This is a genomic window from Sinobaca sp. H24 (assembly GCF_023845525.1).
Map to the genome: position 1 here is coordinate 51,097 of NZ_JALBWT010000018.1, position 23,967 is coordinate 75,063.

At 43.5% G+C, this 23,967-nt stretch carries 21 protein-coding genes and 3 pseudogenes; 2 read left to right on the plus strand and 22 right to left on the minus strand.

What is annotated here, in order from left to right; all coding sequences use genetic code 11:
• Window positions 1–8 precede the first annotated feature (8 nt).
• The 12 genes and pseudogenes from allD to uxaC form a co-directional block, all read right to left on the minus strand.
• Window positions 9–1,019: an ureidoglycolate dehydrogenase gene (gene allD / locus MMY81_RS20070; RefSeq protein WP_252314246.1), complete on the minus strand. Its 1,011-nt coding sequence runs from the start codon at window positions 1,017–1,019 to the stop codon at window positions 9–11.
• A 34-nt stretch (window positions 1,020–1,053) separates the two neighbouring features.
• Window positions 1,054–2,072, minus strand: a pseudogene (locus MMY81_RS20075) (zinc-binding alcohol dehydrogenase family protein).
• Between the two features lie 11 nt (window positions 2,073–2,083).
• Window positions 2,084–3,358 (minus strand): TRAP transporter large permease, encoded by a 1,275-nt coding sequence (locus MMY81_RS20080; RefSeq protein ID WP_252314247.1) that lies wholly within the window; start codon window positions 3,356–3,358, stop codon window positions 2,084–2,086.
• Complete coding sequence (locus MMY81_RS20085; RefSeq protein ID WP_252314248.1) at window positions 3,355–3,834, minus strand: TRAP transporter small permease; 480 nt, start codon at window positions 3,832–3,834, stop codon at window positions 3,355–3,357. The genes MMY81_RS20080 and MMY81_RS20085 overlap by 4 nt, the downstream gene beginning before the upstream one ends.
• Window positions 3,831–4,829 (minus strand): TRAP transporter substrate-binding protein, encoded by a 999-nt coding sequence (locus MMY81_RS20090; RefSeq protein ID WP_252314249.1) that lies wholly within the window; start codon window positions 4,827–4,829, stop codon window positions 3,831–3,833. The genes MMY81_RS20085 and MMY81_RS20090 overlap by 4 nt, the downstream gene beginning before the upstream one ends.
• 32 nt (window positions 4,830–4,861) lie before the next feature.
• A complete protein-coding gene (locus MMY81_RS20095; RefSeq protein WP_252314250.1) occupies window positions 4,862–5,446 on the minus strand; it encodes a bifunctional 2-keto-4-hydroxyglutarate aldolase/2-keto-3-deoxy-6-phosphogluconate aldolase in 585 nt (194 codons plus the stop codon).
• Window positions 5,447–5,495: 49 nt separating this feature from the next.
• Window positions 5,496–6,344 (minus strand): SDR family oxidoreductase, encoded by an 849-nt coding sequence (locus MMY81_RS20100; RefSeq protein ID WP_252314251.1) that lies wholly within the window; start codon window positions 6,342–6,344, stop codon window positions 5,496–5,498.
• Between the two features lie 2 nt (window positions 6,345–6,346).
• A pseudogene (gene uxuA, locus MMY81_RS20105) lies at window positions 6,347–7,409 on the minus strand (mannonate dehydratase).
• Between the two features lie 18 nt (window positions 7,410–7,427).
• Entirely contained in the window at window positions 7,428–7,739 is a 312-nt protein-coding gene (locus MMY81_RS20110; protein ID WP_252314252.1) for a PfkB family carbohydrate kinase, read from the minus strand.
• A gap of 41 nt (window positions 7,740–7,780) precedes the next feature.
• Window positions 7,781–8,311 (minus strand): sugar kinase, encoded by a 531-nt coding sequence (locus tag MMY81_RS20115; RefSeq protein ID WP_252314253.1) that lies wholly within the window; start codon window positions 8,309–8,311, stop codon window positions 7,781–7,783.
• A 504-nt stretch (window positions 8,312–8,815) separates the two neighbouring features.
• Window positions 8,816–9,574 (minus strand): LacI family DNA-binding transcriptional regulator, encoded by a 759-nt coding sequence (locus tag MMY81_RS20120; RefSeq protein WP_252314254.1) that lies wholly within the window; start codon window positions 9,572–9,574, stop codon window positions 8,816–8,818.
• 81 nt (window positions 9,575–9,655) lie between these two features.
• Window positions 9,656–11,054, minus strand: a pseudogene (uxaC, locus tag MMY81_RS20125) (glucuronate isomerase).
• Window positions 11,055–11,147: 93 nt separating this feature from the next.
• Here uxaC and MMY81_RS20130 point away from each other — a divergent pair.
• A complete protein-coding gene (locus MMY81_RS20130) occupies window positions 11,148–12,314 on the plus strand; it encodes an ROK family transcriptional regulator (protein ID WP_252314255.1) in 1,167 nt (388 codons plus the stop codon).
• Between the two features lie 29 nt (window positions 12,315–12,343).
• Here MMY81_RS20130 and MMY81_RS20135 read toward each other — a convergent pair whose 3' ends face one another.
• From MMY81_RS20135 to MMY81_RS20165, 7 genes are all read right to left on the minus strand, one after another.
• Window positions 12,344–13,642, minus strand: a complete 1,299-nt coding sequence (locus MMY81_RS20135; RefSeq protein ID WP_252314256.1) for a TRAP transporter large permease — start codon at window positions 13,640–13,642, stop codon at window positions 12,344–12,346.
• Complete coding sequence (locus MMY81_RS20140) at window positions 13,639–14,130, minus strand: TRAP transporter small permease (protein WP_252314257.1); 492 nt, start codon at window positions 14,128–14,130, stop codon at window positions 13,639–13,641. The genes MMY81_RS20135 and MMY81_RS20140 overlap by 4 nt, the downstream gene beginning before the upstream one ends.
• A 1-nt stretch (window position 14,131) precedes the next feature.
• Window positions 14,132–15,121: a TRAP transporter substrate-binding protein gene (locus MMY81_RS20145; protein WP_252314258.1), complete on the minus strand. Its 990-nt coding sequence runs from the start codon at window positions 15,119–15,121 to the stop codon at window positions 14,132–14,134.
• An 18-nt stretch (window positions 15,122–15,139) separates the two neighbouring features.
• Window positions 15,140–15,445: a hypothetical protein gene (locus tag MMY81_RS20150; RefSeq protein ID WP_252314259.1), complete on the minus strand. Its 306-nt coding sequence runs from the start codon at window positions 15,443–15,445 to the stop codon at window positions 15,140–15,142.
• A gap of 46 nt (window positions 15,446–15,491) precedes the next feature.
• Window positions 15,492–17,486: a TIM-barrel domain-containing protein gene (locus tag MMY81_RS20155; RefSeq protein ID WP_252314260.1), complete on the minus strand. Its 1,995-nt coding sequence runs from the start codon at window positions 17,484–17,486 to the stop codon at window positions 15,492–15,494.
• 37 nt (window positions 17,487–17,523) lie between these two features.
• Entirely contained in the window at window positions 17,524–18,642 is a 1,119-nt protein-coding gene (locus MMY81_RS20160; protein WP_252314261.1) for a processed acidic surface protein, read from the minus strand.
• A 139-nt stretch (window positions 18,643–18,781) separates the two neighbouring features.
• Entirely contained in the window at window positions 18,782–20,221 is a 1,440-nt protein-coding gene (locus MMY81_RS20165; RefSeq protein ID WP_252314262.1) for an alkaline phosphatase, read from the minus strand.
• A 180-nt stretch (window positions 20,222–20,401) separates the two neighbouring features.
• Between MMY81_RS20165 and MMY81_RS20170 the strand changes: the two genes are divergently transcribed.
• Window positions 20,402–21,784: a DHA2 family efflux MFS transporter permease subunit gene (locus tag MMY81_RS20170; protein WP_252314263.1), complete on the plus strand. Its 1,383-nt coding sequence runs from the start codon at window positions 20,402–20,404 to the stop codon at window positions 21,782–21,784.
• Between the two features lie 69 nt (window positions 21,785–21,853).
• On the opposite strand, the gene MMY81_RS20175 is transcribed toward MMY81_RS20170, so the two are convergent.
• From MMY81_RS20175 to MMY81_RS20185, 3 genes are all read right to left on the minus strand, one after another.
• A complete protein-coding gene (locus MMY81_RS20175; protein ID WP_252314264.1) occupies window positions 21,854–22,186 on the minus strand; it encodes a hypothetical protein in 333 nt (110 codons plus the stop codon).
• A 157-nt stretch (window positions 22,187–22,343) separates the two neighbouring features.
• Window positions 22,344–22,847, minus strand: coding sequence for a ferritin (locus MMY81_RS20180; RefSeq protein ID WP_252314288.1), 504 nt, complete (start codon window positions 22,845–22,847; stop codon window positions 22,344–22,346).
• Between the two features lie 32 nt (window positions 22,848–22,879).
• Window positions 22,880–23,929, minus strand: coding sequence for an NAD(P)/FAD-dependent oxidoreductase (locus MMY81_RS20185; protein WP_252314265.1), 1,050 nt, complete (start codon window positions 23,927–23,929; stop codon window positions 22,880–22,882).
• Between the last annotated feature and the right edge of the window lie 38 nt (window positions 23,930–23,967).

The following is a 23,967-nucleotide window of genomic DNA, read 5'->3' on the forward strand; positions in this document are numbered from 1 at the left end:
CTTTTTATTTAATCCTCACTGTTTAGAAATTTAAGTGTTTCCTCAGATACTGTAATACCCTTTTCTTTGTTTTTCTCTGCGTTCATCTGTTCCAGCTCCCCTGGTACAAACACCCTTTCTACACCTTCTTTGGCAGGTGCATTCCGCAGTTCCTGAATCATTTGATCCATCTTCTTTAAAAACTCTTGTTTGTCTGTAAAATAAGCAGGGTCTAATGCACAGAAAAAATGGCCCAGCTCTCGTTTTTTATCCAATTCCCCATACATTTTATTGATATGGGGTCCAAATGCGGCTCCTGCTAAAAGTCCTGAAAAGATATCAACAACCACTCCAAGACCATAGCCTTTCGGTCCTCCAAATGGAAGTAAGGCGACAACATCCCGTGGATTTGTAACGGCTGCACCATCTTTATCCACACCCCAGTCTCCTGGAATATCCTCATTTTCATCTACTGCCTTTAACACCTTGCCCAATGCTGCATTAGAAGTAGCCATATCAAAGATAAAGGAGTTTTCTTGTAAAGCTGGAGCGCCTATGGCTATCGGGTTAGTACCTAAAAAAGATTCCTTGCCTCCGAAAGGTACTACCGCTTTATCGGTATGAGTAAGAGCTGCTCCAATCAAGCGCTTTTCTGCCGCTTTGTTCACAAAATAACTCAAAGCACCGCAATGACTGCTGTTGTATGCTGTAACTACACCTACACCATTTTCTTCTGCCATGCGGATGGCTTCGTTCATGGCCTGCTCAGCTACCACATGACCGAAACCACCATCACCATCCAGCACTCCAGTTACATACCCTGTTTGTTTAAATGTAAAATCAGGACTAGGGTTAAGGCCTCCGCTTTTCAATCGATTAATATAATGCTCTAAACGAAGAACTCCGTGGGAAGAGACGTTTCGTAAATCAGCGTGAATTAATACGTCTGCAATAGTAGCAGCGTGCTCTTTGTCAACACCGTTATGAATCAACTTTTTCTGCGTTTTCTCTTTGGCTTCCAACCACTGTAAAGAAGGCATTCGATTCCTCCATTCATAAATTAATGAGCTGAGTTTATGGAAATAAAAGAACAGCTTTTCTGACAGCTTCCGGATCATCCTGCAAAAGACGGAATGCTTCATGAACGTCTGTAAAATTAAACGTATGCGACACAAGGGAACTGCATCTAACTCATGATTGTTTAACTGCTTTATGATTTCAGGGAACTTATTTGCCTGCAGACGGGACCCTACTAATTCTATTTCTTTTTTCGTAATAGATAATGAAGTGAAGCTGGACACAGCATCTGTGAACCCTAAATTAACTACCCGGCCGGCTTCTGATGCCAGGCTTACAGCCTGCTCTATCGTTCTAGCTGTTCCAACAGCGTCGATAACAACATTTGCAAGCTCCTCTTTTGTTATTTCTTTAACTCTTTCCTCCAGCGGTTCATTCCCTGGGTTTATGATATAATCCGCACCGATGCTTTTTGCATAGTTCAATCTTTCTTGATTGTAATCAGATATCAGCACCACAGCTCCTTTGGCCTTGGCAATCTGCAGGCAGCTTAATCCGGTCGGTCCTGCTCCAATAATCAAGACAGTATCCCCCTGCTCTACTTTCCCCCGGCTGGTAGCCTGGGCTCCGATAGTAAGTGGTTCTGCCAAAACGGCCTGTTCCGGCTTAATGCTGTCATCTATCTTATGCCAGTTTTTCTGCGGTGCTGTTACAAATTCGCGCATTCCTCCTTCTCTATGCACGCCGTATACTTCAAGTTTCCTGCAGATATTTGGTCTTCCTTTTCTACATGCATAGCAGATGCCGCAGCTTTCAATTGGCTCCAGTACTACCTGGTCTCCCTTTTGTAAACCCGTAACCTCTGAACCTGTTTCCTCTACTATGCCTGTCACTTCATGCCCTATCACTCTAGGATAAACGGTAAAGGGATTGCTCCCATGATAAATATGCATATCAGAACCGCAGATGCCTGCTGCCGTTACTTTAACAAGTACTTCTTCTTCTGATTGTAAAGCGGGCTTCTCCACTTCCACTATTTCCAAAGTACCGGGCTCCGTTACTCGTATAGCTTTCATATTTGTTCCTCCTATTCAAATAAACCTGGTAAAAATAATGACAATGACGGAATAAAACTTACACATAAAAGCACTATCAGGGCCACTCCCAGAAATGGAATCATTTCTTTAAAGGCTTCCCCAATAGATACATCTGCTAAATCAGAAGCTACAAATAAGCAGACTCCTACCGGAGGTGTAGATAGTCCAATCATCAAGGTTAATACCATAACAACACCAAAATGCACCGGATCCATACCAATGGATGTAGCGATAGGCAAAAGCACTGGAAAAAGAATCGTAAGTGCTGCAATAGTTTCTAAAAACATACCTACTACTATTAAAAGCAGCAGCAGAAGCAGCGTAATAAGAATTGGATTTTCTGTTATCGACAGTATGCTTTCAGCTACAGCTGTTGGAATACCTTCACTCACTAAAATCCATCCAAAAAGATTAGCAAAGCCTACCAGCAGAAGAATAGCTGCTGTCGCAATAATAGTGTCTGCTAAAATTTTTGGAACTTCCTTCCATTTTAATTCTCGGTATATAAGTCCTCCAATAATCAGTGCATAAATAACTGCTACCACGGCCGCTTCTGTAGGTGTGAAATAACCGCCCAGAATTCCCCATAAAATGATAATAACCATCAGCAATGCCCAGAAAGACCCCAAAAATGATTTCAATACTGCCTTTAATGGCTGTGCTTCTTCCTTTGGATATTGACGTTTAACGGAAATGATGTACGTTACAATGAGAAAACCAATAGCGAGTAAAATTCCCGGTACCGCACCGGCAAGAAACAAATCGCCTATAGAGACGCCGGCCAATGTTCCAATAATAATCATAGGCAGGGAAGGAGGAATCATCGGGCCTACAGTAGAAGACATGGAGGTGACGGCGGCAGAGAAACCAGCACCGTACCCCTGTTTTTTCATAGCTGGAATCATTACAGATCCGATGCTGGCTGTATCAGAGAGCGCTGTTCCGCTTATCCCTCCGAAGCCAAGGGACGAAGCAACGTTAGTTAACCCCAGACCCCCTCTTATTCTTCCTACAGAAGCGTTGGAAAATTGAATAATCCGGTCTGTAATTCCTCCATTATTCATAAGGTTACCTGCCAAAATAAAGGCAGGAATGGCAAGAAGAACAAAAGAATTTATTCCAGCGAACATTGTCTGTGGAACAATGGTCAACGGAACGCCGCTTATTAATAAGTAGATTAGGGAGGAAACAGCTAAACTAAAAGCAATCGGTACCCCTATGCCCATCAGAATTAAAAACAATCCTATCAACAATACAGCTGTCATGATGACTCCTCCTCCGCATTTCTGCCATTACGCCGATCCAATATAGAGATAATACAATAAACAATCAGCAGGATAGCTAACAACGGAACGGAAGCGTATATATAACTCATCAAAACCCCCACTGTTGGAGAACTAAATAAAGTACCCAAAGCAAAGAAACGAATACCTTCCACAAGTAAAAAAATGCTGAAAATTAATATCAAAATATGGATAGCGCTTTCATATATCTTTTTATTTTTAGCTGACAGTATTCTAAAAAATAAGTCCACCTTAACAAATTCGTCTCTCCTCAATGCAAGCGGAGCTGCTACGGCGATTGTATAAACGAAAAGATACCTTGTTAACTCTTCCGTCCAAATAAATGAGAAAGGAAGGTAGCGGAGAACGATTTGCAAAACAACAACTCCAAGAAGTATGACAAACAAGCTTCCTGCTATACATTTCAGTGTTTTATCCAGAGTGTCTGCCCATTTCAATTCTCATCCTCCCCTTCCTCTAGAATCTGCCTGTACAGTTCCTGCTGCTCCGGCTCTAAATTTTCTTCAATCGCCGGGATCATTGCTTCGCGAAATGCTTCCTGGTCAACATCTTCGTTAAATTGAACTCCTTCTTCACGAAGAGTATTTTCCACTGTTTCCACATCTTCTTCATAAAGCTCTCTTGCAAATTCCTGAGCATCTTCAGCCGCTTCGAGTACTCCCTGCTGCTGGTCTTCCGGCAGTGATTCCATCTGCTCATTGCCTACTGTTATATAAATCCATGAACGGACATGTTCTGTCTCATTAATATAATCCTGTACTTCATAAAAACCATTACTTTGAATCAAATCATTCGGGTTTTCCTGGCCCTGAATAACACCTTGCTGCAATGCTGTAAAAACTTCACTTAAGCTGATTAATTGAGGATTGGCACCCGCTTCTGACCACACATCTACAAAAAGAGGTACATTCGGCACTCTCATATCAAATCCTTGTATATCTTCCGGAGAATGTATGGGAGCATTTGATGTGAGGTTCCTTGGAGACCTTTCAATATAAAGTAGTGGGGTAAGACCGGCATCTTTTTGAATGTCTTCTTCAATTGTTCTGCCTATATCTCCTTCAATAATCCTCCTCATGTGCTCCTGACTTTCAAAAGCATATGGTGTTGCCATCAAAATAGCATTTGGTGTCCAATTCTGAAGTGTTTCTCCAGTAATAGTTAAATCAATAGCGCCGTATTGAATACTATTGATTGTGTTTGTTTCGTCACCTAATTGACCGCTCGGATAAATATCAATAACGACCTGACCATCTGTGTTTTCTTCTACTCTTTCTGCAAAAAACTCAGCTGTTCTATGCCAGTTATGACTCGTATCAGAGAAATGATTCAACTTCCAGGTGGTTACTTCTTCTCCCTGCGTCTCTTGACTGCATCCGCTTACAAAAATAAGTAAAGCTGTCAATGCTGACAGCCATCCCGCCTTCTTCATGGCAAACCCTCCCCGCCTGAATGTCTAAAGACTTAGACTTTAATATTTTTTATGACTCGTCCGGCTTCTTCCGCCACTTTTTCTCTAGTCGACTGGTATAAACTGCTCCCAATACTGATTGCTGCTGCTCCTTTATCGAGCCATTCTTTTGCATTTTCAGCATTAACTCCTCCAGAAGGCATCAATTGAACCTGCGGGAGCGGGCCTTTCATTCCGCTGATAAAAGAAGGAGAAACCGTGTTGCCCGGAAATACTTTAATCACATCTGATCCATATTCCAGAGCTTCAATCATTTCTGCCGCCGTGTAACAGCCAGGCAGATAAGGAACCCGGTAGCGATTGCAAAGAATCGCTACCTCCTTATTAAAGCTTGGCGATACAATAAAAGCGGCTCCCGCAAGAATTGCCAAACGAGCAGTGATTTCATCAAGAACCGTTCCTGCACCAACAACAGCCTTTTTGCCGTAAGTGTCGCTTAATTTTTGAATGAGCGTTGAGGCGTTGGGAACAGTGTACGTAATTTCCAGTATGGAAATACCTCCATCTACTGAACCATGGGCGATCATTTCTGCTTCTTCTGTTGTATTTCCACGTATTACAGCTACAACTTTTTTCAAGCAGTGACTGCAGTGTTTCTAATTTAGCACTCATTGTTTTCACCCTTTCTTATACTCCAGAATATGCCATGAACCCGCCATCTACAGGAACAGTAATGCCCGTAACAAACGCTGAATATTCAGGGTCTGCCAGCCACAGCAACGTACCAAGAAGATCTTCCGGAGTGCCAAAGCGCTCCATTGGCGTATGATCCATTATTTTTTTAGACCTTGCCGTATAATTTCCACTCTCATCCAAAAGCAGTTTTTTGTTTTGATTGGTTAAGAAAAAACCAGGAGCTATAGCATTGCAGCGAATATTTTCTTTAGCCATGTGAACAGCAAGCCACTGGGTAAAGTTTTCAATTCCTGCTTTAGCTGCACTGTAAGACATTACTTTTGTCATTGGGCTTGGTGCGCTCATGGAAGAGATGTTAATGACTGTGCTTCCCTGCTCTGAGAACATATGCCTCATGAATACCTGAGTGCTTAATACAGCACCAGTAAAATTTAAATCAAATACATGACGGATCGCATCCTCTTTTAGATCAAAGAAGGAATTTTTACTGGCATCTTCCACTTCATCCCATCCAAATATCTCTTCTGAAGTAGAAGCGTCTGGATGATTGCCGCCGGCTCCATTAATTAGAATGTCATAAACAGGATAATCTTTTTGAATCTCCTCATTTACTCGTTCAATATCTTTTTTATCCAATACGTCGCAGGCATAGGCCTTTGCTTCTCCACCTGCCTGGGTGATATCGTCTGTTACGGACTGGGCATTTTCAAGCTTTCTGCTGACAACGGCTACCTTCACGCCCTGCCGTCCCAGTGCTCTGGCCATTTCTCCGCACAGTACGCCGCCACCGCCCGTTACAATTGCTGTTTTTCCTTTCAACTGCTTATGTTCTGCTGCCATTCTTAATTCCTCCTCTTTTCTCTCTCATCCCAAATACCGAGCATATACATAATTCCTAAGGCACGATCATACAATCCATATCCCGGCCTGCAGCTTTCATTCCATAGGTGACGTCCATGATCGGGCCGGATGCAGCCTTCAAATCCGATATCGTGATACGCTTTGATAATATCGGTAATCGGTACAGATCCATCCTGCTCCCGGTGTGATGTTTCAATAAAGTCTCCATTTGGATAACGATAGACATTTCGTACGTGGGCAAATGAAATGCGGTCTTTGAACTCAACAATCATTTCAGGCAGATTGTTCTTTTCGAGGGCGCCAAGCGCACCGCTGCAAAGCGTCAAACCATTATATTTACTATCTACTAAACGCAGGATACGTCTCAACTGCTCGTGAGTGGATACAATCCGCGGTAAATTAAATACAGGCCAGGGCGGATCGTCCGGGTGTACGCCCAGCTTGACGTCATGCTCCTTACATACAGGAATGACGCGTTCCAGGAAACTGCAGGTTATCAAACAAATCGTCTTCCGTAACCTCTTCATACTGCTTAATCACCTGTTGAATATGAGCCAGCCTTTCCGGCTCCCATCCGGGCATAGTGAAATCAGGATTCTGCAGTACTCTTTCCACCAGCTTTTCCGGGGTTACATCGTTTACTAAGCTTTTCTCATAGAATAACGCGGTCGATCCATCTTCCATTTCCTTGGCCAGATCGGTCCGGATCCAGTCGAATACCGGCATGAAGTTATAGCAGATAACTTTCACTCCCGCCTCACCAAGGTTTCGGATCGTTTCGATGTAGGCATCAATATGATCATCTCTTGAAGGAAGTCCAAGCTTAATGTCTTCGTGTATGTTTACACTTTCTACAACCTCTGCTTTAAAGCCGTGTGATTGAATATAATTTACTTCCTCGCGTATTTCCTCTTTTCCCCATCGTTCGCCTGCCTGCTTGTGATGCAGCGCCCATACAATTTGAGACGTACCGGGAATCTGCCGAATGTCAGCAAGGCTTACGCTGTCATTACCTCTTCCATACCATCTAAATCCAATATCCATTAGGTCACCCTCCTTAAGTTATCGAACAACTCCGCTGCCATCCTGACTTTGAATAAAAGCATCTACATCTTCTTTTTCTAGAACAAATGCGTCACCGTCTATAGAATGAGCCAACACGCCTGCCGCGGCTGCAAATTGAATTTGATGCTCCAGACTTTCTGCGGGATAATGCAGAAATTGATATAAAAGGCCTGCCGCATAAGCATCTCCGCCTCCGATTCGATCCTGAATAGTAACAGAAAACAGGGGTGAATCAGCTTCGCCTTTTTGTTTATCAATAATAGAGGCCTGCAGCGTATGTTTTGTATTGGACTCCGTCGTTCTCTTCATAGAAGCAAAACAGCTAATATTATAATTTATAAAAGCAGCGATCATATTCGATTGCTCTCTTTTTTATATCCCAGAATATGAGTTAAATCTTTGGAACTTCCAAAGCAAATATCTACATGAGGAAGAATCTCCTGAAAAGCTTCCTTTGCTTCACTGATCGTCCATAATTTACTTCTATAGTTAAAATCAAAGCTGATCTGTATATTTCTTCGGGAGGCTTCCTTGATTACTTCAATGGCTGCCTGTCTTGCTTTATTCCCAAGAGCCAGCGTTATCCCTGTTGTATGAAGCATTCCGACCTCGTCAAAAAGTGCATCCCAATCTATTGTATTCGGCGTCCATTCAGAAAAAGAGGAATGTTCTCTATCATAGGTCACCTTTGACGGCCTTTCTGATGTTCCTTTTTCCACAAAATACAATCCTACCCGTGATCCCTGGCTGGAAATAAAGGATGTATCAACACCCTCTTTCTGGAGAGCGGCCCGCGCCATTCTTCCCACTGCATTATCAGGAAGAGCTGTTAAAGTCCGCGCCTGTCCTCCAAGATTGCTGAAGGCAACGGCTACATTCATCTCCGCTCCTCCTACATAAACATTCCAGTTATCGTTTGTTTCAGCGTCCGCTCCCCAGGGGGCGATAAACGGACAAGCAGCTCTCCCAATGTAACTATTCGTTTCATATATTTCCTCCTGCATTGATGAATTTGATTTTTACTAAATCGGTTTAGTAACTGGTGAAAAAGCAGGCCCTTTCACAGGCCTAATGAATGCTGAACTATTTTGCCATACTGTATATACGCTGTTATAAAGCTTCATGCCGTTTTTTACCTTTTGTGAAACAGACGATCGCTCAATCAAAGAAGGGGCAAACCTATGAATTTTAGAGAGAGGTTCTTTTCCCTGAATTTGATCCAGTAAAAGAGAAGCTGCTTTTGCACCAATATCGTGAGCCGGCTGACTTATTGTGTAAGCGCAGGTTCGTAAATGTCTGCAAAGGAAACATCATCTACGCTTATTATGCTTATATCGGGTATGTGAAGATTATTTTTTTTACAGTAGGTCAGTACCTCTAATAAGTTAAATCATTGCCTGCGAAAATGCGCTGGGCGCCGTCTTTTTATCGAACAGTTCCTTTAATCTGTTTTGCATATTATGAAGATAATCTGAAAGAATATACTCTTCTTTTACCTCCAGATTTCTTTTCTCAAGCGCATGGCAGAACCCTGCGATTCTTTCAATACGGGGCGTAACATGATGTTCAGCCTCCATTGTAATCATAGCAATGTTCTTATGGCCTTTTTGGTAAAAAGCTTCCACTGCAAGTTCTGATGCTTTGTAATTGTCTAATAATAAAGTATTGATTTTAAAATCCGGAATGATACGATCCAGAAAAATAGTTGGTATTTGGTTTGCAATCATTTTCGAGTAAACAGAGGGATTGCTTCCGGTTGGAAATATAATAAAGCCATCCACCTGCTTTGCCATTAACATTCGAATATAATCTTCTTCTTTCTGCGGATCATCATCTGCGTTGCATATAATAACGTGTACTTTTTCATTGAAGCATATATCCTCAATCGCACGGATAATCTGTGTGGAAAAGCTGTGAAGGATATTTGCTACAATGACCCCTATAGTAGAGGTTTTCTTATTTTTTAAACTTTGTGCCAGGGAATTAGGAGAATACTCCATTTCTTCAATAGCCTGCTCTATTTTTTTCCTTGTGTCTTCTGCCATATATTCATATCGCCCGTTTAGATATTGGGAAATTGTACTTTTTGAAATATTAAGATGCTTTGCTACATCGGATATAGTGACAGCTTTTTTTCGACTCATTGTTTCTCCCTTTTCATAAACCGGTTTAGTGAATTGACCCCATCATATACTAATCATTATGAAAGCGTCAACATTTATTTTTTATGATCCAATGGAAAAATAACGTTTGGCATTGTAATAGCAGATGTTCTCTACATATTCTTTTAACAGTGCTTCATCGTTTGGCGCTTTTCCTTCTTCGACCCATCCGCCGATCATGTTGCATAAGATTCTTCTGAAATATTCATGTCTGGAAAAAGACAGGAAACTTCTGGAGTCTGTCAGCATGCCGATAAAATGATAAATCAGCCCGATATTAGCAAGAGAGCTCATCTGTTTTCCATCCCATCAATATGATCATTAAACCACCACGCTGTGCCCGTTTGAATTTTGCCGGGCAGGCTGCCGCTTTGAAAGTTTCCTGCCATGGATGCCAAAATATCATGATTATTTGCATTCACGCTGTATAAAATAGTTTTAGGCATTTTTTGTTTGTACTCGAGCTGATCGAGAAGCAGTGCCAGCTTTTCTGAAACGGCACCGTCACCGATCGAGTCGAACCCGCTGTCTTTCCCTGCAATACCCAGCATTTTCTTATTGTTATTACGCTGCGGGTGAAGATGAAGCTGCATAGCCCAATTTTTGTCGGCATATTTTTCGCCGAGGAAAAGCAGAATGTGCGTCTGGTACTGCTCTATCTCTTTATGGGACAAAGCCTTTTCCTGTTTCTTTTCTGAAAAATGCCAGCTGCTTCTTCTTTTGTTGCTTTTTCAAAAAATACGTGTGAAATACCATGGTCCGCGCTTCGGCATCCCATTTCATCGAACCAGTCGATTCGATTTTCCAATGCATGTAAAAGCTGCTCATAGCTTTCAATGGAAGACCCCGTCGTTTGTTCCATTCTCTTTATCCAGTTCAGGTAATCAGGCTGATCAATAAAAATAGCAGGATCGGCCCGGAAGGATGGGGACACTTGAAAATCACTGTGCCCCTGCAGCTTCTTATGAGCGAGCAGCGGATCAGCCGGATCATCTGTCGTACCGATAAATTCCACGTTATCTTTTTTTAACAATGACTGAACCGAGTATTCCGGAGACTGCAGCTTTTCTTTTGTCTCTCCCCAGATTTTGTCAGCCGTATGTTCGTTTAGCAGATCTGTAATACCGAAATAACGTCTTAATTCCAAATGAGTCCAATGGTAAAGCGGATTACCAAGCGTCTTTGGAACGGTTCCAGCCCAGGCCATGAATTTCTCGTAATCGCCGGCATTTCCTGTAATAAGCGATTCATCTATACCATTGGCACGAAGAGCTCTCCATTTATAGTGATCCCCATTCAGCCAGATCTCCCCCAGATTTTGAAACGATTTATTCTCGGCAATTTCCTCTGGAGGCAGATGGTTATGATAGTCAATAATAGGCAGATGAGCAGCCGTGTCATGATACAGCTTTTGAGCGGTTTTTGACGTTAATAGAAAATCCTCCTGCATAAATGTGTTCATTTTATCTTCTCCTTTTGATTTGTTTACTAGACAAACTAAAAATTATATAATGATAACAACCGCTGCCGCACTATGGCGCCTGGAGGAATGTATATGAATACCGGAGATACCCACTACATTAAACGAATGAACCGGCGCATTATTATAGAAAATGTGATTAAACATGTCTCGCTCTCCCGAAGCGAACTATCACGCATTACGGGGTTAAATAAAGCAACGATTTCTTCTCAGGTTGGTGAACTGATGGAAGAAGGATACATCGTAGAACGAGAAACCGGTGCTTCTGTAACAAGAGGACGAAAGCCTATTATGATTGAGATTAATGAACGGGCCGGTTTTACCATTGGTATTGATATTGATGAACAGATTACCAATATATTGTGTTGTGATCTCAAAGGACAGCTCATTCACCGACGCTCCGTTACATTGAACACTCATGATTTTGAAGAAATGACAGGATCTCTTTTAAATATATTAAAAGAAGAAATTCTTCCAGCAGGCTCTCTGCTGCAGGACATTCCATTAGTTGGAATCGGCGTCGGCATTCACGGTATCGTTAATAATGACCATCAGATTATATTTACTCCGAAACAGGAGTGGGCCGATAAAGATATCAAAAGCAGATTGGAGCAGGAAATGAATGTGCCTGTTTTTGTGGATAATAGTGCCAACCTATCTGTTTTCGCTGAGCAGGTATATTACGAACAGGTTTCTGATTTATTCTGTCTGACTCTTCATTCCGGCATCGGACTTGGCATTATCAAGGATTTCGATATCTACCGGGGATTTCAGGGATTCGCCGGCGAAATCGGACATATGATTGTCGAACCAGACGGTCTTCTCTGTCCATGCGGAAACCATGGCTGCTGGGAATTGTACGCTTCCAATAAAGCCCTGTTAAAACATCTCAATCAAGACGCAGCCTCGCTCACAGCAGAAGGCCTGGATACCCTGTTTCATAAAGATGTTCAGGGAACCATTCTCGAAGACTATCTAAACTATCTGGCTCTGGGATTGAATAATGTGATTAATATTTTCAATCCGGAACGTATTGTCATCAACAGTGCTCTTTTTTCTGCCCGGCCGGAACTGCTGTCTGCTTTAACCAGCCGGCTTCAGTCTAAGTTCAATAACTATGATGAGCTGAAGATCTCCCGGCTTAATGAAGATGCCTGTGCTTATGGCGCCACTGCTTTAGCCTTCAAGGAATTTTTTGATATTACGATTGTGGACCATTCCAAGCGGCACTCCCAGCAGTGAAAATAGATACTTTGTCATTCAGATTGTTTTTATAAAAGATCAAACAGTTCAGGAAGGAAAAGACTGATCTGCGGTACAAACGTAATAACGATAACCATAATGATCAATACTATAAAGTAAGGAACCAGCATCTTTATCACATCTTCGAGTCTGGCTTTCGCTACACTCGTTCCGACAAACAGGACACTTCCTACAGGAGGCGTGATGTTACCGATACAAAGATTAAACGCGATGATAATTCCAAAATGAACCGGGTCTACCCCAAGCTCCGTAATAACCGGAAAGAAGATAGGTGTGAAAATCAATACAGCCGGCGTAATATCCATAAACGTTCCCATTATTAACAAAATCAGATTAATAATTAACAGCAGCACAATCGTACTTTCTGTAAGGGATAGAAGAGTCTCACTGATACCGGACGGAATTCCTGTATAGGACATCACGAGCGAAAACAAAGACGATGCGGTGATAAGAAATAAAATCATCCCTGTAATTTCAATGGTTTCTTTAAAAATTGTTTTAAACTGATCTAATTTCAATTGTCTATAGATGAGAGAAAGTACTAGAGCATATAGTACAGCTACTGCCGCACCCTCGGTGGCCGTAAAGATCCCGGCTACGATACCCCCGATCACAATGACAATTAACAGCAGGCTGGGAATGGCATCTACCGCAATAAACGCGCGGTCCTTCCAGCTTATTTTCTCTGAGACCGGATACTTTCTTTTTTTCGCATACACGTAAGCAACCGTCATAACAGCAAGGCCCCATAGAATACCAGGCAGATACCCGGCCATAAATAGAGCAGCTACTGACGTTCCCCCGCTGACCAGTGAATACACAATCAGCATCGAGCTCGGAGGAATAAGAAGACCTGCCGGAGCGGAAGCGATATTAACAGCTGCCGTATAAGTCCGGGAGTAATTCTGCCGAAGAGCCATCGGCGTCATAATCCGTCCCATCGCAGCCGCCGCTGCCACACTGGAGCCGGAAATAGAACCAAACAGCATGTTGCCGACTACATTTGTATGAGCGAGCGAACCCGGAAGCCTTCCAACAAGAACTTTCGCCAGGTTAATTAATTTAAAGGCAATGCCGCCATTGTTCATAATCGTACCGGCCAAAACAAACAGCGGAATAGCCAATATCGTGAAATTATCGACCCCGGTTGCCAGACGCTGGGCCGCCGTAATAATGGAAACATCAAAAGGCAGTACCAGACTGATTGTTAACACGGAGCTTAAAGCAATCGACAGGGCAATCGGGACACCGAGCAGAAGCAGAACCCCCAGAATACCAAATAACATGAGGCTGGCTAGTAAAGTCATTGGCCCGTCTCCTCTCTATTTTCAGAATATACCTGCGGTGTTATGAGGTGGACGACAGCGTAAATAGTCATCAACAATCCGGATACAGGCAGCGCGCTGTAAACAAACAGCATGGACAGCCCGGTAGCCGGCGCCACTTCAGTAAAGGTGTAGGAAAGCAGCCATATGCCTCCTGCGATCATGACCACTACTCCAAAAACAATCCATAATACGTTTACGAACCGGTTTAACCCTTTCTGCCAGCCGGAGCTCAGCTTTTCCTTAATAAACGTAATCGAAATATGCTGCTGCTGACCGAGAACGTATGTGGCCGTCAAAAGCGTGAACCATATGAGCATGAAACGAATAATTTCTTCACTGGTAGTACTCGGTGCATCCAGAAAGTACCGGGCAATGACCTGCCATATCGATAAGGTCGTCATCGCCGTAATGAGAAATGCGTTAACGATAAGAAGCAGTTTATCCAGCGTCTTTTTAACCAGTTTCACCTTACGACTCCTCCTTCATCCGGGCATAAATGTCTGCCGTATCAGGATCTTCCTGAAATTGTTGATGCAGCGGCTGAACAGCGTCAATAAAGGACTGCTTGTCCATGTCGTAGAATGTGACACCCATTTCCTCTTTAGCAATCTCAACGGACTCTTCAACCATTTCTGCCCATACATCTTCGTGATAAGCCGTCGATTCTTCAGAAGCTTCTTCGATAACCTGCTGTTCTTCCTCGGTTAGATCACTATATGTGTCATCATTCATAATGAGCATATCCGGTACAATAGCGTGCTCTGTTATAAAATAATGCTTGGCTACTTCTCCGTGGCTGCTGTTTACTAATGCGGTTTCATTATTTTCCGCGGCGTCAATAACACCGGACTGGAGTGCTGTATATACTTCGCCGTAGCTCATTGGTGTCGGCGTTCCGCCAATCGCTTCAATCATCTGTACGCTGGTCTGGCTTGGCTGCACCCGCGTTTTTAACCCAGCCATATCATCCGCTGTTTCAATAATCCGGTCTTTCGTATACATATTTCGTACGCCTGCATCGTAATACGTAAGGCCTCTGAAGCCTATATCCGTTGTATTCAGATAAATTTCATCCGTTACTTCTTCATCCGCCATCACCTGCTTAAAGCTCTCCTCGCTTTCAAACATATAGGGAAGACTGAATATAGAGTAGATTGGATCAAATCCCTCGAGCGCACTTGCACTTACTTTGGAAATATCAACGGTGCCGAACTGCGTATTCTCGATTACTTCTCTTTCACTGCCCAGCTCTCCATTTGGATAAATATCGATAAGAAGCTCTCCATCCGACTTCTCCTCCACCAGCTCTGCAAAACGGTCCAGCGACAAGTGAATAGGATGATCCGTAGGTTGATTATGGGCAAGCGTTAATTCTTTGACCTCTTCTTCTCCTGCTGCCTGTTGACAGCCGGCTGCTGCCAGAAGCAGCAGAGGAAGCCAGATATAACTTTTTTTCATCGTATGTTACCCCTCTCTTTATGTGTGAAATAACGCTGTTTCTTCTCCATTGACCCAAAGCGCTCTCGTTTCAGAGGAAGGCGTGTGAAAGGTAAACTGCTGCGGTATATCTCCTATCGAACCATTTTGATGAATAGAAAGAGAAATCGCCGTACTGTTTGTTTCCATTTTTATATCGAACGAAGCGATTTCTTCTTTTCCATGCTTTTCTGTGCTGATGTAATAAGAAAAAGAAGTTATTGTTTCTTTTGCGGTTGGATAAAGCTGGACTCTTACTGCTTCCTTTTCCTCTATAGGAAGAATGCTGCCGCCCTTTATCATCACCGGTGTATACTCCAGCGGCGCCGGAACGGCTGCTTCCTGCCCTCCTTCATACCATGTTTCCGTGTAGAGGTCGTACCCCCCCCTCGTGCTCTGGAAGATATACTCTCCTCTCCCGCTGCTCCGGTTCGACAATCGTGCACACAAGCAGATCCCCGCCGAGCATGAACTCATCGTTTTCCTTGTAGGAAACCGAATCTTCCGGGAAATTATAAAAGACCGGACGGATAATAGGTTCATATGCTTTCGATGAATGACAGCCTATAGAATATAAATAACCGGCAAGCATGCGGTGCCAGTTCATCGTGTTCGACACCTTTTCTGTAATTTCCGGGTACATCCAGGGCTCGTTTACTGTGTTATCGTCATTCCAGGAATGAATGGTAAAGCGCGGATAATAAATATTGCTCTGAATCCAGCGCAGGAGAAGCTCCGGCTCCGGCGCTCCTCCGGCAAAGCCGCCGGTATCATGACCAAAGTTATATACACCAGAGAGACTGAGTCCGATTGCCATTTTGATGTTGTACTTCAATGTATGCCAGCTCGTGTCGTTATCTCCTGTCCATGTTTGGGCATATCTGCCGATTCCAGCGCTTCCCGATCTCGTAACAAGAAAAGGCCGGCGTCCAGGATCATGCTCCAGTTGTGCTGCCAGAGATACTTTCGTCATCAGCATCGGGAAAATAGCACGATGATCCTGGAACCTTCCCTTCTTGCCGAATAAATCAATAACGGCATCCGGGTCCCATACTTCAAATTCGTTATTATCATTCCAGGTCGAATCGATTCCGTTATGAAGGAGCTGTTCTTTTACGTTTTCTTTCCACCATAAGATCGTTTTTTCATTCGTAAAGTCCAGATAAACACCAAGATCATCCCAAAACTGCTGCTGCAAAGGTTCCTCGTCTTCGTTTTTAATCGTCATTCCCTGCTCGGATGCTTCATGAAATTTAGGGTGGTTCACGAGCAGACTCGGTTTGATATTCGCAATAATGTTTATGCCTTCTTTATGAAAATCCTCGGTAAATCGTTTAGGCTCCGGGAACTTCTCCCGATTCCAGTGAAAAACATATCTTTTATCCTCAATAGAAGTGTAACCGGATGATAAATGAAAAGAAGAACATGGAATGTTATGCGTTTTACAGTTTTCAATAAATTCCCCAAGACGTTCCTGGGAGCGGGGTTCATCCGTATATGTCATCGTCGAGCCGGAATAGCCATAGCTCCATTTAGGCATCAGCGCTGGGCGGCCGGTCAGCCAGGAGAACGTTTTCGTGACGTCCGGGACGCTTGGACCGAGAATAAAATAGTAATCCAGAAACTCAGAGCGTGTTTCAAAATAGCGATAGCTGCCGTGATAGTTATCTTTTTCTTTCCCTAAATCGAAAGCGCATTCATTATAGTCATCGTAATAGAGCCCGTAAGCAAGGCCACTCGGCTCGGAATAGGTGACATAATAAGGAATATGTTTATAAAGCGGATCTGTCTTTTCTGCGTCATACCCCATTGCATCAATATTGAGCATGCGGTAACGCTCCCCGTATTTATTGACATTGCCTGTTTTTTCTCCAAGTCCAAAATATAACTCCCCTGGTTTTCTCGTTACATAATGAGAAACCGGTGCTTTTTTGGCAATTTGAAAGAAATAGGCCTGGGTGCTTCGGTCTTCTGCTGCCCATATGTGCTCTTTTGTGTTTTCATCTATTGCATACCAGGTTAAATGCAGATGCGCTTTATTAATCACAAGCTTTATTTTTTCTGTTGTAATAACAAGCTCTGTATTCCTTTCTTCCAGTTCATAAGAAGGCAGGTCAAAAAGATCGGAAATGGAATGCCGCGGCATTCCTTCCATTGGCATATTTGTATCTCCTGGAGCCACCGCCCATGAATTAATAGGAATATTCGGAGAGTGCCTGGTCATAGATACTCTAATAATATCTGTCTTCAATACATAGATAGAAACATATACTTCATAAAATGGACAGTGCAGCGTAAGCGTATTCATTTCATTTTCTGTCATATAAAAGGTTTTATCTTTAGTCATCAATACTCATCCTTTTTTAATTTGTTTACTAAACAAATTAATTATTTCCTTCATAATAATCTTTTTTAGCTTGTTTGGCAACCACAATTTTAAGGGGACTTGATGGAGCTTCTCTAAAATAAGAACCCCTGTACAGATTTTTCAGCACAGGGACTTTTTTTACTGTTTTTCTTTTTCGCAGCAAAAGCAGGGAGCCGAAGCCGGCGGCTGCTAAGCCAGCAAGCATGTATGACAGGTTATGTGCGGCTGTGTCAGGGAGCTTTCCGCCCTCTTTCTCAGCCGGTTCCTCTGTTTTTTCTCCAGATACAGAAGGACCCGCTGTAATGATTTGTTCTGCGGCCGCTTCTTCTACAGCAGACAGCGATTCTACATCGCCAAATTCATCAATAAAGGCAGTATCAAAAAATAAATCTGCCAGCAGGTTTCCTTCTCTGTCATAAATTTCTATCCACAAAATATCAATTGTCCAGCTTTCCATATCAAGCAGATCGTTAAAGGAGAGCGCTGTTTTTACGCCTCCGGTTTCCTCTGCAAACGACACGGATATATCAAGCAGAGCCAAAAGCTCGTTCCACCAGTTCGCGAATGTTTCTTTCTGTTCTTCCGTCCAGACTAATTCATCCATCCATTCCGAAAAATCAGCAGACTCGTCCAGCAGGCTGAACAGCTTTTCTTCAAATTGATCGGTCTGTTCAGCTGTTTTCTCCAGATGGGCCGTTAACGCATCGATTTCCTCTGCTGTTAAACCGATGTCTGAAAAGTCATCTTCCCAGACCTCCTCTTCCCATTCTTCATCATAAGGAATATACTCAATCAAATCATCTATAAACCGCAGGTCTTCCAATACAAGGCCATCTTCGGCCAGAAGCACATCCAGCTCTTCCCGCGTGAGATTATTTTCTTTTAAAAAGACAGCGGTAGATTCTTCTGTTATCTCTTCTCCGAGAAACTCCTGCAGGTCTTTCAACGTATCAAATTCATCCAGCGAAACAACCCACCATCCTTCAAGGTATGCTTCCATGTCTTCTTCTGTCCAGTTCAGCTTCTCCAGGTAATTGTTATACGCTTTGCCGGACGGAGCCGCAGACGTATCCTCTGCCGGAAGTACTGCCAATAAGAGCAGTGCCGCGGTCAAAACGATCATCCAATGTTTCATGTTTCTGTCTCCCTTACATTTTATGTATTCTTTTTAATTATACTGTTTGTTTTAAAAAAGAAAAGAAGTAAAAAAATGGTACAAAATCACAAAAAATATCCTCTCTGCCCGCGGCAAAGAGGATACATAACGAAAAATTTTAACGGCTTCCTTCAAAAGGAATTCCGGCTTCCTCTGCGATAATTTTGGAAAGGTCCGTGTTATCAAATACACCATTAAATGAGTCTGACCCCGGTCCGTCAGCAAAGATTGGGACCATGTTGCCGGAATGACCGGACGTGCTCTCACTCAATTGAGTAATGTTCTGACTGTATACATCCAAATGATAATGCTCTGCAATAATCAGTCCAGCTTCTACCGCTTGATAAAAGGCATCGATCGGCTCCCCGTCTTCCTCATAAAGACTGTTTTGAAGGCGCTCTATGTCTTCATCTGTCAGCTCCATATTTGCATATTCCTCGTAGGCTGAGCGCATGCTTGCTTCTGTATACATGCCACTTTCCTCATCCATTTCAAACTGCTCGACCATATACTCCGAGGTCGCCGGCATCTCCTGCCATGCTTCCACATCCATCACTTCTGTCATCGACATCCCCATTGTTTCGTGATCTGAGGTTACTACAACAAGCGTGTCGTCGCGTTCAGACGCCCACTCCTGAACCAGTTCCACCGTCCGGTCAAATTCCACTACTTCCTGATGAACTCCGTTCGCCGAGGCAAAGTGAGCTGCGTGGTCTATTCTCGACCCTTCAATCATTAGGAAAAATCCATCTTCATCCTGCTCCATTGCCTGAAGCGCAACATCCGACATTTCGCTGAGAGACGGCTGGTCCTCCTCTTCCATCTGATCTATGTCTGCTTCGAGCGCCATATTACCGTCGGCAAATAGTCCGAGCATTTTGTCAGTAACCGGGGCATTCATCAACTCTTCTCTTGTCTGGACAAATTCATAACCTTCCTCCTGAAAACGCTCCGTCAAATCTTCTCCTTCCTGTGCTTCAGGTAGGAAGTTCTCCAGGCCGCCCCCAAATAATATATCGTATTGGCTGTCAAACTGCTGACGAGCAATGTCCTCGTGGTTATCCCGACTGTCTGTGTGGGCCGTATACGCGGCAGGCGTTGCATCTGTGACAGAATTATTTACAACGACTCCCGTCATTTTTCCCTGCTCCTGAAAAGCCTCTAAAATCGTCTCATGACTTTCGCCATCAGGCGTCATAGATACCATACCATTGTCGGTTTTTTGCGACGTGGCCATAGCTGAACCTGCTGCCGCTGAATCAGTAACATGATTATCGTTCGAATACGTCTGCATCAGCCCTACATTCGGAAGCTGTTCCATATGAAATAAATCTTCTTTCCCATACTCCAGCGCCCTGGATACCTCAAGCTGACCTGCTGCCAAACCGTCCCCAATCAGCACTATAACATTTTCAATATTCTGCTCCTCTTCCTGATATTCCGATTCCCCTGTTCCTTCATCCGGAATGGATGCCTGCACCGTTCCAACTGTTCCAGCTGCGGTTAAAGGAAGAATCAACAATGACGAGACGCCAACCAGCCATTTTTTCGAATACATCAAATACCCCCTGTATACATATTAAATGTAAATGCTTACATTTATATTCAGAGTAAAATATTCCCAACTCTTCGTCAAATGCCAATAGTTGCGGGTCTATCTTTCCATGGATATATTTCCCTGCTTTTCTTTATAGGTCTTGTTACAATAGAAAAGGATGCTTTAAAGGAGGAAATGAACATGGTCACGCTTAGTACCGCGCAGAAGCGGCTGATAATTTTTATTGTTGTCGGAGGGAACTTTTTGTTTTTATTTAATCAGTTTCTATTAATTACAGCGTTCCCTACGCTTATGGAAGAATTCAATATTAATGCGGCCCAGGTACAGTGGCTCACAACCGCGTTTTTATTAACATCTGCTGTGTTTATTCCAATGAGCGGTTACTTAATTGACCGGTTTACGACGCGGGGTCTCGTGCTGACCTCCTTCTTATTCCTGGCAGCTGGTACACTTCTTGCGCTTCTGTCTGAGAGTTTTGCTGTGCTCATTTTATCCCGGGTGATTCAGGCGGTTGGCGCAGGCATTATGCTTCCTCTCGTGCAGACGGTGCTGCTGCTTATTTTTCCAGTCAAACAGCGCGGCAAGGCGATGGGTCTGCTTGGCCTAGTTATGAACGTAGCACCGGCCACGGGACCCGCAGTTTCCGGTTATATTATTGATATGTATACGTGGAAGCATTTATTCTGGATTATTCTGCCGCCGACTTTTCTGCTGCTGCTGTTAGCCCTCTTTTACTTAAAAAATATAACCGAGCAGCGGGAAACCCGATTTGACATACTTTCCGTGCTGCTTTCTACATTCGGTTTGACCGGTCTGCTCGTCGGCTCCAGCTACATCAGCACAGCCGGCCTGCTGCACTGGAGCGTTTGGGGACCTGTCGCCGCTGGTATGGTCAGCCTGTATATATTCGGAAGACGTCAGCTGTGGCTGAAAGCTCCTATATTAAACGTCCGGGTGTTTCGTTATCCCGTATATGCTCTTACGACGGGATCCGTGTTTTTTGTAGGCATTCTTCTGTTATCAACGGAAACGATTCTGCCTCTGTTTGCTCAAGATGTACAGGGCAGCAGCGCGTTCGTCTCCGGCTTTATATTAATGCCCGGCACGGCCGTTCTTGCCTTCATGTCTCTTGCCGGGGGCATGGCTTATGATAAATACGGCGGGAAATGGTTAATTAATACCGGTTTCGTCCTTCTGATTTCTTCCGTCATTTTATTTATTTTCATGCAGCCGGATACATCTGTTATTTTTATCACCGCCATCTTCTGTTTGTTTATGGCGGGCATTGGTATGACGATGATGCCCCAGGTTGCGGCGGGTATGAATGATCTGCCCCGGGAGGAGCTGGCTCACGGGACGGCTTTAAGCAGTACGATCCGCCAGTTTGGTATGGCGCTCGGCGTCACTCTGCTTTCCACCGTTGTCAGTGCCGGCGGCGGTCCTGATATGAACTATCAGGAGTCGCTGTATGCCGGCGTACACCAGGCTTTTATCGTGATGGCCGTTCTGGCAGCTGTCTCCTTTTCGCTCTACCTGTGGATTTTCCGTATGGAAAAAACATAAGCTTTTCTTATTTCCATCAAAAAAAAGATCAGCCCGGAAATAAAAATTCCGGGCTGATCTTCTGTTTTTTTATGCATGCATCGCGTGCAGCATTTTATATTCGGTAGCTAGGATACCATCCTTCGTTAACTGCCATTTTCTGAGTTCAAATATAGATTTCGACTTCAAACAGTGCGGAAGTCGATCGTTTTTAATCATTTTCGTTATACGAAGAGGACGTTCTTCCAGCTGGCGGACATAATACTGGTGATCCTCGCCCCATTCCCAATTTTTATAATATGGCAGAAAAAGCTGATTATCGTTAATTGATCTGTATTCATCTGCACTAATAATAGATTGATTAAACAGGCGGATCCAGCGACCATAGTACTTGCATTCTACATAATATGTATATCCACGCATGATACATCTCCTTTGCTCATGCTTTTATTTTACCATAATTTTTCCTAATTAATAGTTCTTTAGTCAGTATATTGTACCTATTTATTATGTTTATATGTACCAGGAATTTATTATATTCCATAAAAAAGAGGAGGCTGCCGCCTCCCCTGTATCAAACTTAATCTTCCGGCGTAAATGAGCGTTTGCCCAATTCTTGATCCATCATAATAAATGCATTGCTGTCCTGGTCAATCCGGTTCAGCTTTTGAATTAGGTTATCAAACAATGCTTCCTCTTCCACTTGTTCATTAATGAACCAATTGAGAAATGTCATTGTTGCATGTTCTCTTTCATCAAGGGCAATATCTGCCAGATGATAGATACGCTTTGTTACTTCTTTTTCCTGGAGAAGGCTTTTTTCAAAGCAGTCCAGTATAGAAGAAAAGCTGTTGTTTGGTGTAGAACTGCCTTCCACCGTTACACGCTCGCCCATATCGTTTAAAAAGTGGTAAAACTTCATTGCATGGTACCGTTCTTCTTCTGCCTGCACAAGGAAGAAATTCGCAAATCCATCCAGTCCCTCCGCCGAGCAGTAGGCTGCTGTTGCCAAGTAGGCATTTGCAGAATAAAACTCATAATTCATTTGATCGTTTAAGCTCTGCTTTAATGTTTCACTGATCATTTGATCATCCTCCTTTTCGCCGATTTCTTCTATTATGCCATACTTTTCTTCTGCCATTTCTTATTTTTTTCCTTAAATGCTTCATTATGGGAAGATACCATGGCGCGGTCTCCCGCCTCAGGCTGAATATAGTACTTCGCCTGATTGACCGCATTCGCCGCATCCTGGAAGCAGCCGGCAATCAGGTTCAGCTTGGCATCATGCTTTACAATATCCCCTGCCGCAAACATGCCCGGCACCGACGTGTGGTTTAACGGATCGCCTGCGATAAAATGAGAGTCAATCATATCAATCTTCAGCGTGTTGCTCTCCAGCAGCGATTTATCCCGTTCATAGCCATGATTGATAATTACTTCGTCAATCGGAAGCGTGCTCCGCTCCCCGGTTTCCACATTGGTCAGCTCCACCTGATCAATATTTTCTGTTGATTTTTCAGCAATCAGCTTGGAAATACACGTATTGAAGTAGCATTCCGCCGAGCTGCACATCAGCTTGTCCACCTGGGCTTCGTGAGCCGCCGGGCATTCCTTTCGGTAAGTAAGAAACACTTTTCCTGCAATCGGCTCCAGTGCGTTGGCCCAGTCAATCGCAGAGTTGCCTCCGCCGGAAATGATGACATTTTTGCCTTTAAAGCGTGCCAGTGATTTAACCGTGTAATGCAGATTGGATATTTCGTATTTTTCCGCTCCTTCGAGCTCGAGCTTCTGCGGATTAAGAATACCTCCGCCTATCGCCATAATAACCGTTTTGGAATAATGAACCTCGCCCCGGTCATTCGTAATCTCAAAAACAGCGGCATCGTTTTTAATAATGGAAGCTACTTTTTCATTCAGGCAGACAGTCGGCTGAAATGTCATAGCCTGTTCCACCATCTGGGCAATCAGCTTCTCACCGGACGTAGGAGGAAGGCCGCCGACATCCCAGACTACTTTCTCCGGATAGACGTTTACTTTTCCGCCAAGCACCGGCTGATATTCGAGAATCTTCGTTTTCATTCCGCGCATACCGCTGTAAAAAGCCGAATATAATCCAGCCGGTCCCCCGCCTACAATCGTTACGTCAAACAATTCGTGTTCTGCCATCCGTACTTCCTCCTTCTATATCCAGTAAATGATTATCA

Bases quoted from the DNA above. Each gene is read 5' to 3' on its own strand.
- MMY81_RS20170 (WP_252314263.1), top strand. From the start codon at position 20,402: ATGGTCACGCTTAGTACCGCGCAGAAGCGGCTGATAATTTTTATTGTT.
- MMY81_RS20145 (WP_252314258.1), bottom strand. From the start codon at position 15,121: ATGAAAAAAAGTTATATCTGGCTTCCTCTGCTGCTTCTGGCAGCAGCC.
- MMY81_RS20130 (WP_252314255.1), top strand. From the start codon at position 11,148: ATGAATACCGGAGATACCCACTACATTAAACGAATGAACCGGCGCATT.
- MMY81_RS20115 (WP_252314253.1), bottom strand. From the start codon at position 8,311: ATGAATGTAGCCGTTGCCTTCAGCAATCTTGGAGGACAGGCGCGGACT.
- MMY81_RS20155 (WP_252314260.1), bottom strand. From the start codon at position 17,486: ATGACTAAAGATAAAACCTTTTATATGACAGAAAATGAAATGAATACG.
- MMY81_RS20185 (WP_252314265.1), bottom strand. From the start codon at position 23,929: ATGGCAGAACACGAATTGTTTGACGTAACGATTGTAGGCGGGGGACCG.
- MMY81_RS20165 (WP_252314262.1), bottom strand. From the start codon at position 20,221: ATGTATTCGAAAAAATGGCTGGTTGGCGTCTCGTCATTGTTGATTCTT.
- MMY81_RS20100 (WP_252314251.1), bottom strand. From the start codon at position 6,344: ATGGCAGCAGAACATAAGCAGTTGAAAGGAAAAACAGCAATTGTAACG.
- MMY81_RS20090 (WP_252314249.1), bottom strand. From the start codon at position 4,829: ATGAAGAAGGCGGGATGGCTGTCAGCATTGACAGCTTTACTTATTTTT.
- MMY81_RS20120 (WP_252314254.1), bottom strand. From the start codon at position 9,574: ATGAGTCGAAAAAAAGCTGTCACTATATCCGATGTAGCAAAGCATCTT.
- MMY81_RS20160 (WP_252314261.1), bottom strand. From the start codon at position 18,642: ATGAAACATTGGATGATCGTTTTGACCGCGGCACTGCTCTTATTGGCA.
- MMY81_RS20110 (WP_252314252.1), bottom strand. From the start codon at position 7,739: ATGAAGAGAACGACGGAGTCCAATACAAAACATACGCTGCAGGCCTCT.
- MMY81_RS20175 (WP_252314264.1), bottom strand. From the start codon at position 22,186: ATGCGTGGATATACATATTATGTAGAATGCAAGTACTATGGTCGCTGG.
- MMY81_RS20180 (WP_252314288.1), bottom strand. From the start codon at position 22,847: ATGATCAGTGAAACATTAAAGCAGAGCTTAAACGATCAAATGAATTAT.
- allD (WP_252314246.1), bottom strand. From the start codon at position 1,019: ATGCCTTCTTTACAGTGGTTGGAAGCCAAAGAGAAAACGCAGAAAAAG.
- MMY81_RS20080 (WP_252314247.1), bottom strand. From the start codon at position 3,358: ATGACAGCTGTATTGTTGATAGGATTGTTTTTAATTCTGATGGGCATA.
- MMY81_RS20135 (WP_252314256.1), bottom strand. From the start codon at position 13,642: ATGACTTTACTAGCCAGCCTCATGTTATTTGGTATTCTGGGGGTTCTG.